This is a genomic window from Marinomonas rhizomae, from assembly GCF_003315485.1.
Lineage (GTDB): Bacteria > Pseudomonadota > Gammaproteobacteria > Pseudomonadales > Marinomonadaceae > Marinomonas > Marinomonas rhizomae.
On the sequence record NZ_QNSE01000015.1, the window covers coordinates 77128 to 92075 of the forward strand.

The 14948-nt window shown below is 42.9% G+C and carries 14 protein-coding genes; 7 read left to right on the forward strand and 7 right to left on the reverse strand.

Features of this window, described 5'->3' with window-relative positions:
• Positions 1–9: 9 nt before the first annotated feature.
• Both DFP80_RS17870 and DFP80_RS17875 read right to left on the reverse strand, forming a co-directional pair.
• Positions 10–1308, reverse strand: a complete 1299-nt coding sequence (locus DFP80_RS17870) for an ABC transporter substrate-binding protein (protein WP_113918177.1) — start codon at positions 1306–1308, stop codon at positions 10–12.
• A 47-nt stretch (positions 1309–1355) separates the two neighbouring features.
• Entirely contained in the window at positions 1356–2819 is a 1464-nt protein-coding gene (locus tag DFP80_RS17875; RefSeq protein ID WP_241560312.1) for an aldehyde dehydrogenase, read from the reverse strand.
• 143 nt (positions 2820–2962) lie between these two features.
• Here DFP80_RS17875 and DFP80_RS17880 point away from each other — a divergent pair, with 143 nt between their 5' ends.
• Positions 2963–3850: a helix-turn-helix domain-containing protein gene (locus DFP80_RS17880; protein ID WP_113918179.1), complete on the forward strand. Its 888-nt coding sequence runs from the start codon at positions 2963–2965 to the stop codon at positions 3848–3850.
• 21 nt (positions 3851–3871) lie between these two features.
• Here the strand turns inward: DFP80_RS17880 and DFP80_RS17885 are convergent, their stop codons facing one another.
• The gene (locus DFP80_RS17885) at positions 3872–4222 is read right to left on the reverse strand and encodes a hypothetical protein (RefSeq protein WP_113918180.1); all 351 of its coding nucleotides are present in this window, start codon (positions 4220–4222) and stop codon (positions 3872–3874) included.
• Positions 4223–4445: 223 nt separating this feature from the next.
• Positions 4446–5351 carry a LysR family transcriptional regulator gene (locus DFP80_RS17890; protein ID WP_113918181.1) on the reverse strand — a complete coding sequence of 302 codons (906 nt, stop codon included), beginning with the start codon at positions 5349–5351 and terminating at the stop codon, positions 4446–4448.
• A gap of 110 nt (positions 5352–5461) precedes the next feature.
• Between DFP80_RS17890 and fahA the strand changes: the two genes are divergently transcribed.
• From fahA to DFP80_RS17920, 6 genes are all read left to right on the forward strand, one after another.
• On the forward strand, positions 5462–6721 hold the full coding sequence (gene fahA / locus DFP80_RS17895; RefSeq protein ID WP_113918182.1) for a fumarylacetoacetase: 1260 nt from the start codon (positions 5462–5464) through the stop codon (positions 6719–6721).
• Between the two features lie 10 nt (positions 6722–6731).
• Positions 6732–7376, forward strand: a complete 645-nt coding sequence (gene maiA, locus DFP80_RS17900; RefSeq protein ID WP_206610623.1) for a maleylacetoacetate isomerase — start codon at positions 6732–6734, stop codon at positions 7374–7376.
• A 17-nt stretch (positions 7377–7393) separates the two neighbouring features.
• Complete coding sequence (locus DFP80_RS17905; protein WP_113918183.1) at positions 7394–7954, forward strand: VOC family protein; 561 nt, start codon at positions 7394–7396, stop codon at positions 7952–7954.
• A gap of 163 nt (positions 7955–8117) precedes the next feature.
• A complete protein-coding gene (locus DFP80_RS17910; protein WP_113918184.1) occupies positions 8118–9164 on the forward strand; it encodes a TRAP transporter substrate-binding protein in 1047 nt (348 codons plus the stop codon).
• Positions 9165–9211: 47 nt separating this feature from the next.
• Positions 9212–9691 carry a TRAP transporter small permease gene (locus tag DFP80_RS17915; RefSeq protein WP_241560313.1) on the forward strand — a complete coding sequence of 160 codons (480 nt, stop codon included), beginning with the start codon at positions 9212–9214 and terminating at the stop codon, positions 9689–9691.
• Positions 9688–11013, forward strand: a complete 1326-nt coding sequence (locus DFP80_RS17920; RefSeq protein WP_113918186.1) for a TRAP transporter large permease — start codon at positions 9688–9690, stop codon at positions 11011–11013. The genes DFP80_RS17915 and DFP80_RS17920 overlap by 4 nt, the downstream gene beginning before the upstream one ends.
• Positions 11014–11096: 83 nt before the next feature.
• Here DFP80_RS17920 and DFP80_RS17925 read toward each other — a convergent pair whose 3' ends face one another.
• The 3 genes from DFP80_RS17925 to DFP80_RS17935 all read right to left on the reverse strand — a co-directional run bounded on the left by DFP80_RS17925 (position 11097) and on the right by DFP80_RS17935 (position 14754).
• Positions 11097–11732, reverse strand: coding sequence for an ATP-binding cassette domain-containing protein (locus tag DFP80_RS17925; protein WP_113918187.1), 636 nt, complete (start codon positions 11730–11732; stop codon positions 11097–11099).
• A 2-nt stretch (positions 11733–11734) separates the two neighbouring features.
• The gene (locus DFP80_RS17930; RefSeq protein WP_113918188.1) at positions 11735–13465 is read right to left on the reverse strand and encodes an ABC transporter permease; all 1731 of its coding nucleotides are present in this window, start codon (positions 13463–13465) and stop codon (positions 11735–11737) included.
• Between the two features lie 74 nt (positions 13466–13539).
• A complete protein-coding gene (locus DFP80_RS17935) occupies positions 13540–14754 on the reverse strand; it encodes an ABC transporter substrate-binding protein (protein ID WP_113918189.1) in 1215 nt (404 codons plus the stop codon).
• Positions 14755–14948: the final 194 nt, after the last annotated feature.

Sequence of the window (14948 nt, forward strand, 5' to 3'; positions counted from 1 at the left end):
TTTTTGCTCCTATTTAGTGTTGTATTGAAGCAAGTTGTGAGTGACAGGAACGTTTGGATCGGTGACGTTTTCGGTGATCACATAATCAAGCTTGAATTGCCCTGTGCCTTTGACCCATTGCGCGCCAACAATCGGACCGGATGCGACGTTCGGAACAGGACCAGAGGTGAAATCCACTTGGCCACCAATCGTTGTGACATTGAGTTGACTGATAGCATCACGAACGGCTGTACGAGAAAGTGGATCATTAGCCTGTTTTAATGCTTCGGTTCCCGCGTCAAGCAGCGATAATGTGGCCCCCAGTTGTTGCGTCCATTGCTCGCCGGTTTCTGTTTCCCACATGTCGGCTAATTGCTCGCCGTTTAACCCTGTTAATGGGGATGTATATGGGAAGGTTTTATGCCAATAAGCGGCTGACGCAATTTTCGGCCCCAGCGAACCTAACACTTCAATATCAGAGGGGAATAAGCCTGTTTTAGCGATTTGAATGATTTTGATTTGGCGATGTAAACCTTGCTGCGCAGATTGTCGCCAAAACGCCGCAAAGTCAGGCGGAATCGGAAAAGAGTTAATAATTTCAACGCCTTCTCGTTTAAATAAAGCTATTTGGCTAGAAAAGTCAGAGGTGCCCGTTTCATATGCACCTGGGTCGATGACGGTGTACCCTGCTTTTGCAAGGCGTGGGGCAAGAACAGCACGAATGGCATTGCCATCCGCATCATTAGGATACATAACGCCCACTTTTTTATTGGTATCGATGAGAGACCACTGAGAAATATACGTTTTATAAAACTCACCAGCGCCAAAACCAAAATGGTATGTCCATTCGAATGGACTTTCTTCACCTGGTTTGGCCCCTCGACCGTAATACCAAGCCTCCCAAGGCATCACGGTGGACATAAATGGAATGCCTGCGGCTTCACTGGCATCAGCAACAGGGTTGATAACTTCAGGAGTCGAGATTGCCAACATTAAGTCGACATCTTGGTTAATTAATTCCTTTGCTAATTGCGAGGCGCGGGCTGGGTCAGATTGACTATCACGGTCAATAATTTCAACTTGATAGTGTTTGCCCTCTACGGTCATGCCATTTGCTAAGGCTTGACGAGCTTGTTTTAAAACAAAGCCGTCCGTTTTACCGAAACTGGCTAATGGGCCAGTTCTAGGGCTGATGAAACCAATGCGAATAGTGTCATCACCTGCGGCCGCATAGACCTGACCAGACATCATGACGCCACCTGCAATGGCTGTACAAAACACTAATTTGGCCAAATTTGGCGCGAACGGGGCTAGTAGACGTACTTTCATAAGAACCTCTTGTTATTTTTGTGGTTTTCATTGGTAGGAGTTGAGTACTAGGGTGGTGCGACAGTGATCCAGCGAACTTCGGTAAATTCATCAACGCAAGCGTCGCTACCAAAGCGACCATAGCCACTCGACTTTAATCCGCCAAAAGGCATCGCTGGGTCGTCTTTTACGGTGGATGAGTTGATATGACACATACCAGATTCCAGCTGATTAGCTAGGCTTCTAGCGAGTGTTAAGTCACGGGTAAAAATGGCAGAAGCCAGACCATATTCGCAATTATTGGCGACGGTAATGGCCTCTTGTGGAGAATCTACCCGATAAATTCCGGCAATGGGTCCAAAGCACTCTTCTGAATAAATTCGCATCATAGGAGTGATATGGTCTAGCAAAGTCGCGTCAATAAATTGGCCTCTGCGCTGTGTACCTGATATGAGCGTCGCCCCCTTGTCGAGAGCATCTTCAATCAGTGCGGATAACCGTGACGCGATAGAAGGGCTTGCTACGGGCCCAAGTTTAACGCCTTTTCGACGAGGGTCTCCTGACACTAGGTCAGCAACCATCTCTTTTAGTATGCCAATAAACTCGTCTGCAATAACTTGTTCAACAATAATTCGATCCGTCGCCATACAGATTTGGCCTTGATTTAAAAAAGCGCCGTAAACCGCTTCGCGTGCAGCCTGCTGTAAGTCGGCGTCTTTTAAAACAATTAGCGGCGATTTACCGCCCAACTCCAAAAGACAGCGTTTGAGGTGTTGTGCTGCTAGACCTGCAATGATTTTCCCAATACGTGTTGAGCCAGTGAAATTCACCCGTCGTATTGACGGGTTAGCAATGAGGCTCGCGATGACTTCTTCAGAATGTTCTGGCGCATTCGTCATGACAGAAATCACGCCTTTTGGAACGCCGGCTTCGTGTAGCACTTCCGCTATTAGAGAATGTGTTGCTGGCGAGAGTTCAGACGCTTTCAGAATAACACTGTTACCAAAGGCCAGCGGAAAGACCACGGAGCGCATGGCCAACACAATGGGAGCATTCCAAGGTGCAATGGCCAGACACACTCCAACAGGTTGACGAACAGTATAGGAATCGGATGTTTCATCTATGGGCGAGTTAGAAGGGTATTTCAGTGCCAGAGCAACTGCGGCTTCAATCGCCTCTCCTGCTACTTTGATATTGAAATCCACCCAGTCACCCACCGCACCAATCTCTTTAAGCATCAACTGTGCAAAACGATCTCGGTATTTAGGCATCAGTCGTTTCGCACGGCGTAAAATTTCGGCGCGCTCTGTGACCTCGGTGGTAGACCATTTTGAAAAATTAGCAGCGGCGACAGCCGCCATGTGTTCCGCATCTTCTAAGCGACCGGAGGCGGCACGAGACGCCACTAGATCCGTGCTTGGGTCTAACCTTTCAAAATAGTCACCCGCCATCGCGGGCGTATATTCACCGCCAATGAATAAATTCACTTTTGGCGTTATTGATAGGTCTATGTTGTTGTAATTGATGCTCAAAATTTCACCTTGCCGTATTGGTTTTGTTATCGGTCGATGAGTAACGTTTAAAAGATTAACAGCTATGTTTTCTATAAACATGTTAAATTATGGCTTAATGTTGTTAAAATATGGCTTATTTTGTGGTTTTTTGAGGAAAAGCGATGCTGACAAATATAATTGGCTCGATGGTTCGGTTTGAGTCTATTCAGCCTGGTTTGCAATCTAGGATTTTTAGTACCGGAAATGATAACTTTTCTGATTTTAATTTAATCGGCATCGTTCAGCGTGGCGACGCCACAGTATCGATGGAAGAAATGCACCAGGTCACAGAGTCGTCTATTTTTTGTATTCCTCACAAAAAACAGGCCAAGGTATTGGTTCCTGCAGGGAGTCAGGTTTGGCTGTTAGGCTATCGTGATGAGCTTATTTCTTTGGTCACTGGCTCTGATCTAGACAGTACAAAGCTCGAAACCTTGATGCGGCAGTTTACCATCACCGCTTGCTCAAAAGATGACATCGACAACGAGTTTTTACCGCTTTTACGCTTATTGAAGACGGAAATATCTACCTCGACTAAACGTTCTAGAACCGTGATTTGTTCGATCATTCGTATTTTACTGATCGGCATATATCGCCTCAGTAATATCGAGTCTATTCGACTAACGCACTCCCCCGATGAATTAGTATTACAACAATTTCGACAGCTCGTAGAAGTCGAGTATCGCAATAGAAGAGCGGTTTCTTATTATTGTCAGGAATTGATTATGACCTACGATCGACTGCATGCCATCTGCCAACGCAATCTGAAAAAATCTCCGTTACAGCTGATTAATCACCGCGTTTTAATTGAAGCCACGTCAAGATTAAAAAAATCCACAGGGTCCATACAAGCCATCGCAAATGATTTGGGCTACAACGACGGGAGTCAGTTCAGTCACTTCTTTAAAAAGGAAACGGGAATTTCACCCAGTCAATTTAAGCGTCATTACACAGAAAAAGGTGTCGTTAATAGAGACGCAAACACGCCTGATTTTTCGGATTGGCCTTAAGGGCCATATGCATTGTTATTGTTAGCGCACACTTGATTCATTTATGTACCAAGTGCCATCTTTATAATGAATACCAATGGTGATCAGCGCTTCGCGTTTTTCATAAATGCCTTTCCACACGAATCGATAGCAGTTGTCATAGTTACCATTATGGTAGCCTTTTAACGTACCAAAATACTCGTAACCCATATGCTTGCCATTTCTGGCGTGCATCTGTTTGATATCCTGCTCAAAACGTTCGGGAGAGAAATCGATCAGATCTTCTCTTTCGTAATGTTTTATAAATAGCTCATAGTTGCCAGTATCATCGGCTTTCAGCATTTCCTTGAGGAATTTTTCTGCGATGGCTCTTTCTGCTTTGAGTTCTGGCACATTGGAGTCCTTATGGTTTGTGTGACGCTTTAATGTTCTAACGGCTGACATATCTATCTTAAAAGCTTGTTCAAAGAACAGTTGAAAACGTATATAAAGCCGTTATTTACAGTTGTTGATAGTAAATCATGTTGTACGTAAATGCAGCATCTCAGACGCTCCTAGGTCGCTTGATTGTTTATAAGTAGGTAATTCACTTACTGGGGAAGTAATCATCGCATGGTTATTCCCAAGTATTGTTAAACGTCATATTTTTCAAAAATACATCAATGAATTTCTGTACAGCGGGCAGTTTTTCCCTGTTCTTGCAGCTGTAAAGGTAAAAGTTGCGGTAAATAATAGGATCGCAAATCGGTATTATTACCAGCCCGTTTTGTTTCACCGATTCTATGGCGTAAGGCAAGCAAATGGTAACGCCTAAACCATTTGCAACCATACTTAAGGCTGTTGACATGAAGTTAACCTGATGTTTTGGGCTAATGACATATTCAGAAGGCTCACGCAACAAATTATCAATGATAAGCTCAGTGAAAGACCCGCGAAGAGTTATTAAATCTAGGCTGGCAAGGTCTTGCCATCTAATATTGGTTTCTTGCGCGATTGGATGATCTGGCGGCAGTGCCAAATGAAAAGGATGTGAGAATATTAGCTGTTTATTAAGGTTAGAGAGTAATTTTCTTTCTGGCCCAATACCTATATCGGCCTCACCTAAGTTGACAATTTCTTGTACGCTTTCCACACCACAATCAATTAGACTCACTTCAACCTGAGGAAACATTTTGCTATACAAAGCAATAATCCTAGGCAGTTCTGCCGATGCTAATTGCTGAACAACGGCTATTCTGACTTTGCCATAGTGAAGTTTTTTTAGCCCCCTTACTTCATTGGTCAAGGCATCCATTTCATCTAGCATACGGATAACGGCAGGAAGAATATTTCTACCGGCTTCGGACGTTTCTAATTTTCTGGTCGATCGATCAAACAAGCCTAATTCTAAGTTGAGCTCTAGTTCTTTGATGATACTACTTAGCGCTGATTGAGTGATGTGCAGATTTTCTGCCGCCTTAGTAAAGCTTCCTTCTTGATGAACGGCTAAAAATGCTCGTAATTGTCTGAGTGTCACATTCATTAGATTATCCTATATATTTATTAATATAATCTGTTTGCCTAATAAATGGATACATTTTAGTATTTTTTTCATCAAGATAACCATATCCAAAATAAAAAATAGAAGGGTTTATGAGCTCCAAAAAGACATTTTTATCCGTTGACAGTCGTAGCGACTTTTCAATTCACAACCTACCTTACGGCGTTTTCAGTAGCGATACATTGAACCCTAGGGTAGGGGTTGCTATAGGCCACCAAATTTTAGATTTGAGCCAGCTTGAAGAAGCAGGGCTTCTTCCTACTTCAGATAACTCTGTTTTTAATAGTGACACACTTAACCCGTTTATTTCTCTCGGAAAAGAGGTCTGGCATGCAACACGAATTCGCCTTCAAGACCTTTTAGATTTGGATAATCCAGAATTACGCGATAATAGAGTGCTGCGTGATAACGCAATAGTTAACCAAGCGGATGTACAAATGCATTTGCCGATTCATGTTGCTTCTTATACCGATTTTTATTCTTCTCGTGAGCATGCCTTTAATGTGGGCAGTATGTTTAGAGACCCTGAAAATGCCTTAATGCCTAATTGGAGTGAGTTGCCTGTTGGCTATAACGGCCGTGCAAGTTCTGTTGTCGTTAGTGGTACAGATATAGTGCGCCCAAGTGGGCAAATTAAAGTGCCTGATTCAGAACGCCCCATTTTTTCTAGCTCTCGGAAATTAGACTTTGAGCTAGAAACCGCATTTATTATCGGGCGTCCAAATGCTATGGGTAAGCCTGTTTCTGTTGAGAACGCTCACGAGCACATATTTGGCATGGTGCTTCTTAATGATTGGTCAGCACGCGATATCCAACAATGGGAATACGTTCCACTTGGCCCGTTTAATTCAAAGACATTTGCTTCTTCAATTTCTCCTTGGGTGGTGACGCTTGAAGCTTTAGAGCCATTCCGCTGTTCCGCACCTAAGCAAGAACCTCTTCCGCTGCCTTATTTACGCGAGAAGCGTAATAACAATTTTGATATCAACCTTGAAGTGTCTTTTGATATTGCAGGCCATGAAACGGTTATTAGTAAAACTAATTTCAAATACATGTATTGGACAATGCCCCAGCAATTGGCACACCACACTGTCAGTGGCTGCAATATGCAAGTCGGCGATTTATTAGGCTCAGGCACTATTTCAGGGAAAGAGAAAGATAGCCGTGGCAGCTTGTTGGAGCTGACTTGGAATATGACGGAACCTCTTACCTTGAGCAATGGTGAGTCACGATGCTTTATTGAAGATGGAGATGGCATCGTCATGCGAGGATACGCTCAAAAAGATGAGGTGCGAGTAGGGTTTGGTGAAGTGCGTGGAAAAGTTCTCCCCGCTAACGAGTTTCATTTTTAAGGCGAATATTATGATTAAACTTTATAGCTATTTTAGAAGCTCAGCAGCATATCGGGTGCGTATCGCTTTAAACCTTAAAGCACTGCCATACGAGTCTATTCCTGTTCATTTGTTAAATAATGGAGGGGAGCAACACTCTGCTCATTATGAATCAATAAACCCAATAAAACTGGTGCCGTCTCTAGTGGATAGCGAGCAAATTTTTACGCAATCGCTTGCCATAATGGAGTACCTTGAAGAAGCCTACCCTGATACAACATCGCTTCTGCCTGAGGAGGTTAATGTACGAGCTAATATTCGTGCTATTAGCCAAATGATTGCGTGTGATATTCATCCGGTAAATAATTTAAGAGTACTTCAATACTTAAATAAGCAATTAGACATCGATGAAACGCATCGTAATGATTGGTACAGGCATTGGATTACTGTGGGTTTTGATGCATTGGAAAAAGTCTTAGCGAAGCAGCCTGGAAAGTTCTGTATTGGTGATACGCCAACCATGGCGGATTGTTGCCTCATTCCTCAAATTTATAATGCCAAACGTTTTAATGTTCATCTTGATGACTATCCGCATATTCTGTCGGTTGAGGCCTCTTGTAAAGAGCTCCCAGCGTTTATTCAGGCTGAACCAGAAAAACAACCCGATATGGCTTAATAATAAAGGACAATCTTATGACATTTAAAATAGAGCAAATCCACCATGTTGCCTATCGTTGCAATGATGCAAAAGAAACGGTGGAGTGGTATACGAAAAACCTAAATATGGATTTTATTTTAGCGTTTGCTGAAAACCAAGTTCCTTCAACCAAAGCGCCAGATCCTTATATGCATATTTTTTTAGATGCAGGTAATGGCAATGTATTGGCCTTTTTTGAACTTCCTACCCAGCCTAAAATGGGGCGGGATGAAAATACCCCAACATGGGTGCAGCATATTGCTCTACGTGTTCATGATCGAGACGCGCTTTTAGCTGCCAAAATACATCTTGAAGAAAACAATATTGATGTACTGGGCGTTACTAATCACGGGATATTTCATTCGATTTATTTTTTTGACCCAAATGGCCATCGAATTGAACTGACATACGACGATGCCGGCGCTAAAGCAAAAATTGCCCAAATTACAGAACAAACAAAATACGAAATGCTTGATGAATGGACGAAAACGAAACGTGCTCCTAAGCATACCGCTTTTCTTCATGCTGAAGAGTTCGAAGCTAACAAAGCGAATTAAAGTATTGTCACTAAATCATCAATTAGTACAACAAGATAAATGATATAACAATGGTTGTTAAAGGCCATGGTAACTAGGCTCCAAAATAAAATAGGAAAGATATTTCCTGCTATTTCTTAGTAGTGGAAATAATAAAAACAAAAACGTCATTGAGGAAAGAGTTATGTTTAAAACTATGCGCTCCATCTTATTAGCCGGTACCGCAGCGGCTGTCATTAATACACCCGTTTCAGCACAGACAGTGCTAAATGTAAGTACTTGGTTATCCCCTACACATGTACAAAATACCGTAGTGTGGCCAACTTGGGGGAAGTGGGTTGAAGAAGCTACCGAAGGGCGAGTTACCGTTAATATTGAGTACAGTTCCAACAATCCAGCCCAACTTTTTGAGGTTGTTGAAGACAGTGTTGCGGATGCCTCTTTTAGTTTTAATGGTTTTGTTCCTGGTCGCTTTGAGATGCAACAAATCGCTGAACTTCCTGGACTTGGTGCTAATGCAGAAGCGGCTTCTTTAGCTTACTGGCGCACTTATCAAAAATACCTCAAAGCGGCGAATGAATTTGATGGCCTAGAGGTCATTGGTTTATTTACTCATGGGCCTGGTGTGATGCATACCCGCTTTCCTGTCAGTAGCTTAGACGACTTAAAAGGCAAAAAAATCCGTATCGGAGGAGGAGTGCAAGCCGAAATTGGTAAACGACTTGAGGTGATTCCTGTCGCTGCGCCTGGAAACAAAGTTTACGAGCTTTTGCAAACAGGAGTTGTTGATGGTGTGTTTATGCCAATGGTTGAACAACAAGGTATGCGTTTAGTTGAAATTGCTCCTTATGTCACAGTACTACCTACAGGTATGTACATGGGAGCCTTCTCTATGTTTATTAGTCCTGACTTTATGGATTCCATAGATGAAAAGGATGCCGAGGCAATTCGCAAAGTATCAGGAGAACGTTTGTCTTTAATGGCCGGCGCGGCTTGGGATAAAGCAGATATTAGAGCGAAGACGTTTTCAGAAGAAAATGGAGGCAAAGTTAATTTGCTCAGTTACGGTGATCAAATGTCATTAGACTACCTAAAAGTGACAGATGGTATTGATCAAACCTGGTTGAATGACGTAAAAGATAAGGGAATTGATGCACAAGCAGCATTGGATTTTCTTCGAATAGAAGCTCAAATGTACACAGCTAAACAAAAAGAGACCGGAGCTAATTAATGTCTTTTATCTCATGGTTGAACGCAAACTATGAGGAGAGAGGGCCAATGAAATGGTTGGCCTTCTTTTTTGAGCTAATAGCGGCAGCCACTCTATTTGCTCTTATGATCCTCACGTGTGTTGATGTAGTTGGTCGTTATTTTTTTAATCACCCCGTAATCGGAGCCACAGAATTAACGGAGGTTGGCTTAGCCATTGTTATTTTTTCTGTTATGCCTGTTGTTACATGGCAAGGTTCGCACATAGTCGTCGATTTGATTGATGCGTTTATCAAGAAAACGTACTTACGGGTGTTGGCATTCGTTTCATCTATGGTTATTTTATCTTCATTATATTTTATATCTTTTAGAATATGGGATGTTGGATCTCGTATGTTAAGACGTAATATCACTACTGAATTTTTAAGTATTGAAACGGGTCTTATTGTTAAATATATTGCGGTACTAAGCTTTTTGACCGGAATAAGTGCTCTCCTTTATTTTTTATTTTTAGTCTTTACATCAAAAAATTCAGGAGAAGATAAATGACTTTAATTCTAATAAGTTTTGCCGTTCTCTTAATAATGATAATGCTGTTAAGGATTCCAATTGCCTTCGCTATGGCTTTAGTGGGTTTCTTTGGTTTTGCCATTTTAAGTGGCCTAACGTGGGAAAATATAGGGAATTTTAGGTGGAGTATTCCACTTTCAATGGCTTCTAATCGTATTATTGATACAGCGCAAGATTATGGTCTTTCAATCATTCCATTGTTCATTTTAATGGGGAACTTGATTACAAGATCTGGCCTTTCAAAACAGCTATATACTGCTTCGTATGCATTTCTTTGTCATAAAAAAGGTGGCTTAGCAATGGCAACTATTGCTGCCTGTGGTGGTTTTTCCGCTGTTAGCGGCTCTAGTCTTGCTACTGCGGCAACCATGGCAAAAGTCGCGATGCCGCCTATGCGAAAATATGGCTATAGTGATGCATTAGCAACAGCCTCTATTGCTTCTGGTGGCACATTAGGCATCTTAATACCGCCAAGTGTCATGTTGATTGTGTACGGATTATTAACCGAAACGAGTATTCGTGAATTGTTCGCAGCGGGTCTTATTCCAGGTATATTAGGGGTTTTTCTATATCTTGGCGCGGTTAAGTATGTTGTTTGGCGTGATCCAAATGCAGGACCTTCTGCTGAAGCAATGAGCTGGTCTGAAAGATTGCATGCTCTAAAAGGCGTGCGTGATATTTTGGGCTTGTTCATACTGGTGATGGGTGGGATTTATCTAGGTATATTTACGCCGACAGAAGCGGCAGGAATTGGCGCTGGTGGAGCTCTGGTTATTGCATTATTACGTCGCAGTCTGAGTTTATCTTCTTTGTTCAAAACACTGGCGGATAGCGCTCGAACATCGGCAACATTATTTGTGATTATTATAGGCGCATTAATATTTTCAGATTTTATTAACCGTGCAGGATTACCAGCAATGATGGTGGATTTTGTCCTATCACTAAATATTGCTCCTATTTTAGTAATCTTCGTTATTTTAATGATTTACATTATTTTAGGTATGGTATTAGAGAGTTTTTCCATGCTCCTTCTTACAATACCTGTCTTTTTCCCCATCGTTTCTGAGCTAGGCTATAGTTTGGTTTGGTTTGGTATTGTTGCTGTTATCGTCGTTGAGATTAGCTTAATAACGCCGCCTGTCGGGATGAATGTTTTTGTATTAAGTAGCATCATTAAAGATGTTAAAACGGGGACTATTTTTAAAGGTATATTGCCTTTTTGGACCGCAGATATTATTCGCTTACTTCTCGTGGTGTTGATCGTTCAGCTCTCAACATGGCTACCAAATATGATTTATTAAGTAAATGTTCTTTTCAAATATCTAACTCTCACTATAAAGTCAGCACGGCTTCATGCTGACTTTCGTTAGTTGAAACAAAGTACTTATTTCACGATGCCCAATTCCAAACATTTCCCTTCCATAGCTTTTGCGTCTTCTGAATCGTGAGTGACAAGCAGTGCGGGTATATTGGCTTGCCGTATTTCATTGAGCACAAAGGCTCTCACATCGCGTCTTAGAGCTGGATCAAGTTTGCTGAAAGGTTCGTCTAGCAGTAGGTAGTCGGGCCTGGCAAGTAAGGTGCGAAGCAGGGCGACGCGAGCCTGTTGGCCGCCAGAGAGCTCTTTTGGCAGTGCACTGGCTTTGTCGGGAATGTCGAGCTTTTTCAGCGCGCTTTCTGCCATGGCTATGCGCTCTAGTTTGTTGATATCAGTAGGAATCGCGAAGAGCAGGTTTTCAATAATGCTCATATGCGGGAACAGCAAGGGCATTTGCTGTAACAAGCCGACTTTACGTTCCTGAATGGATTTCGTATGCAAAGTCTCATTGTTCAAAAAGGCCTCGCCAGAGGTGAGTAGATTAGGTGATAAAGAGCCGCTTAAAAAATGCAGCAGGCTTGATTTGCCAATACCGCTTGGCCCCATGATAGACAAGACTTGTCCATTGTCGATTTTAAAGCTTAAATCTTTGATAAGTATCTTGTTTTTTGAAGACAAGGTAAACGCATTGACACTGAGCACTTTTAACTCCTTCTACTTATTTTGCTTAATAGATTACCCAAAGCGAATCGCCATTTTGTCCAGCGTGGAGGGATAAATTGCGCGAGCCAAAATACCAAGATGGGAAACAAGGCTTGCAACATTGCCATGCTACCCACTTGTTTTCTGTTGCCCGAGGCGGCTTGTGCTACTGCTTCAGTGGTTAAGGTGCTGTAACGTCCTTCGCCGGCAATGAGTGTGGGTAAATACTGGGCGATACTGACGGAAAAGCCAATGGCAAAAGCGGTGAATAATGCAGGTTTCAGCATGGCAATTTTTACTCGGATATAATTTTGCCAAGGTCGATGATTCAGTCGATTTGCTTGTCGCAAATATTCCTCCTCATAGGCCAAATACGGGCCTTTCAATGTTAAGTAAACATAAGGCAAAACATACATTAGGTGCAGGGCAACAATAGCGCAGAGATCACCGTTGAGATCCAGGTAAATAAGTAGCACATGTAGGCCAAATAAAAAGCCAATTTGTGGTAATAAAATGGGGATGTAAATCAGCCAGTCGAAAACATGCGTTTTGTCGGTTTGGGACGATCTCGCGATATCGTGGCGTTTGGTTTCCAGCATGACAACACTAATCACGCCAGCTAAGAGCGTAGTAATGAATGCAATTGTTAGAGTGTTTAAAGTGAGCTCAATCAGCAAGGGTGTTGCACGATCGAGGTTATCCCATGTCCACTGAGTGGGGAGGGCGTCAGGGAAGCGCCAGCGTCTAGCAAGCGACCAAATAGGTAGCAGGGCTAGAGCAATAAAAGCATTCAGTAGGGTGAGCAAGCCCAACAACACGCCCATTCGAAGCATGCTGTCTGTTAAACCACAGCGTTTACCATTGCTACGCTCTGCGCGAGTTAGCTTGCTGAGCAGGAGGTGTGATATTTCCCAGCCAACTAATACAAAAACAATGACTAACATGAGCGAAATTGCACCAGCACTCGCCATCAAACGCATGGATAAATCCGGATCATTGAACCAGCGCAGCAAGGTCACCGCCAGAGTAGATGGCGTATTAGGACCAATCACCAAGGCCAAATCGACTACCGTCAAACTAAAGGCAATAACAATAAAAATAGGTAGGCGAATGATAGGGTAAAGCTGTGGAATTAGCACCTTGCGCCATAGGGTAAAACGGCAATATCCAAGAGCTTGGCCGACTTGTAAGCTTTCTCGTGCTTTAATGCTTTTCATCGTAGCGAGCATGACAAACAAGAGGTAAGGCATCTCTTTGATAACTAGAGCGATAATCAAGGATATGCCATAAGGGTCTTGCACGGTAATCCAGTTGGGCGGCCGGTCAAACCCTGTCAACCAAGGGCTAAATAACCGCACTAGCCAACCAGACGGACTTAATAGAAACAATAATCCAATGGCTATCGCAGCATGAGGGATCGCTAGGATTGGCGATAATAGAGCTTCGATTTTGTGAAAAAAAGGTCGTTGATAACCCCAAGCCAGCAGTGATAGTGAAAACCATAGGGCAAGTACAGGTGCTACGATGCCTGTTATCAGAGTGAGTTTTAAGCTGGCGTAGAATTCCCCTTGGGCAAATAAATTGCGCCAAGGGATTAGAGAAATATTGTATTCACCAAGAGGTGGAAAGTACTGAAAGGCAGGAAGCAAAGTGCCGACCAAGCCAATGACAATAGGGAAGACCAGTAGTAGGGTGATGATTCCCGTGATCCATTTAGCGTGTTTTAACGGCATCTTACTTCTTATTAAGTTATAAATGATCGCTTGAGTCTACTTTTTACAAAGTGTTGGCGAGCGCAGTAGTGTGATTATTGCGCGTAACGCTTACGCCACTCAGTTTCCAATGCACCCACCCAACTACTGTGTGGCTCTGGTAAGGTTTGCCCTAGTTCTTCAATGCTTAATGTGGCGATACCACGTGGTAAGGCATCGAACTTAGCTTGCTCCGCCACAGGTAGTTTTGCGTAAGATAAAACACTTAAGTCACCCCAAATAGTTGGTGTTTGCTTTTTGATTTGCGCTTCTGGTGACAACATAAAGTTGGCAACCACTTGTGCGCCCGCTGTTGCGCCGCTGTTGTAGGGAATCGCCAGAAAATGTGTATTACCAATGGTGCCGTTCGTGAAAACATAAGAGCGCACCGTGTCTGGCAAATTGCCTTTGTCTATTTGAACGGATGCTGCGGAAATATCAAAACTTAATGCCACGTCAATTTCTTGGTCATCTAACAAACGCATCATTTCTTCCGAGCTAGATGGGAAGGTTTGGCCGTTGCGCCAGGCTACTTTGTGTAGTTGATCTAAATATGACCACAAAGGCGCAGTGATCTTTTCGAAATCTACATTGTCAGCAGGTTGCGAAAGCGCTTTTCGATCAGCAGTTAATTCGTACAAAGCTTGTTTTAAAAAGGTTGAGCCAAGGTATTGTGGTGGTTCAGGGTACGTAATTCGACCTGGATTGGCTTTGGCGTAAGTAAGTAAATCGGGAATAGATTTAGGTGGGTTGGTTAAGGTTGCTTTGTCATGCATAAAGATGACTTGTGCCATGCCCCAAGGCGATTCCATGCCATCGACTGATGTACCGAAATCTTGAGTTAAGCTTTGGCGAGCCTTTTCGTCCACGTAAGTTATGTAGTTTGGTAGCGCTTGGCTGAATGGACCAAATAACAAATTGTTGTCTTTCATAGCGCGAAAGTTTTCACCATTGAGCCAAATGAGATCGATTGAACCATTGGTGTTTTTGCCTGCGGCTTTTTCAGCCAATACTCGGTTCACCGCATCAGAAGTGTCAGTCAATTTCACTTGTTTAAGTGTTACATCGTACTCTTGCTTGATTCGATCGGCTGCCCATTGAATATAATCGTTAATGTTGTTGGCGCCACCCCAAGCGTTGAAGTAGACGGTTTGTCCTTTTGCTTGTTGAAGCGTGTCTTGCCAGTGTTGCGGGACTGAGTCGGCGGCCGCTGAAAAATTTGATAAAGCTAGGGTGGCCGCGATGGAAGCGGCAACAAACGATTTTCTCATTCCTTTCTCCTGATGTTTTTGTTTTCAATTAATCACTCTCTGTCTCTCCCCTTGTCAGGGGGGAGAGCTAAGTACAACTTTCCCTCCTCTTCTGCCTTTCAAGGGGAGATACCATCTTTCAAAGCAAGCCTTTTTTAGTCATTTAGACTATTTGAGGCTTGTATTCGCTTTGATGTTTCACAACACCAAAACAA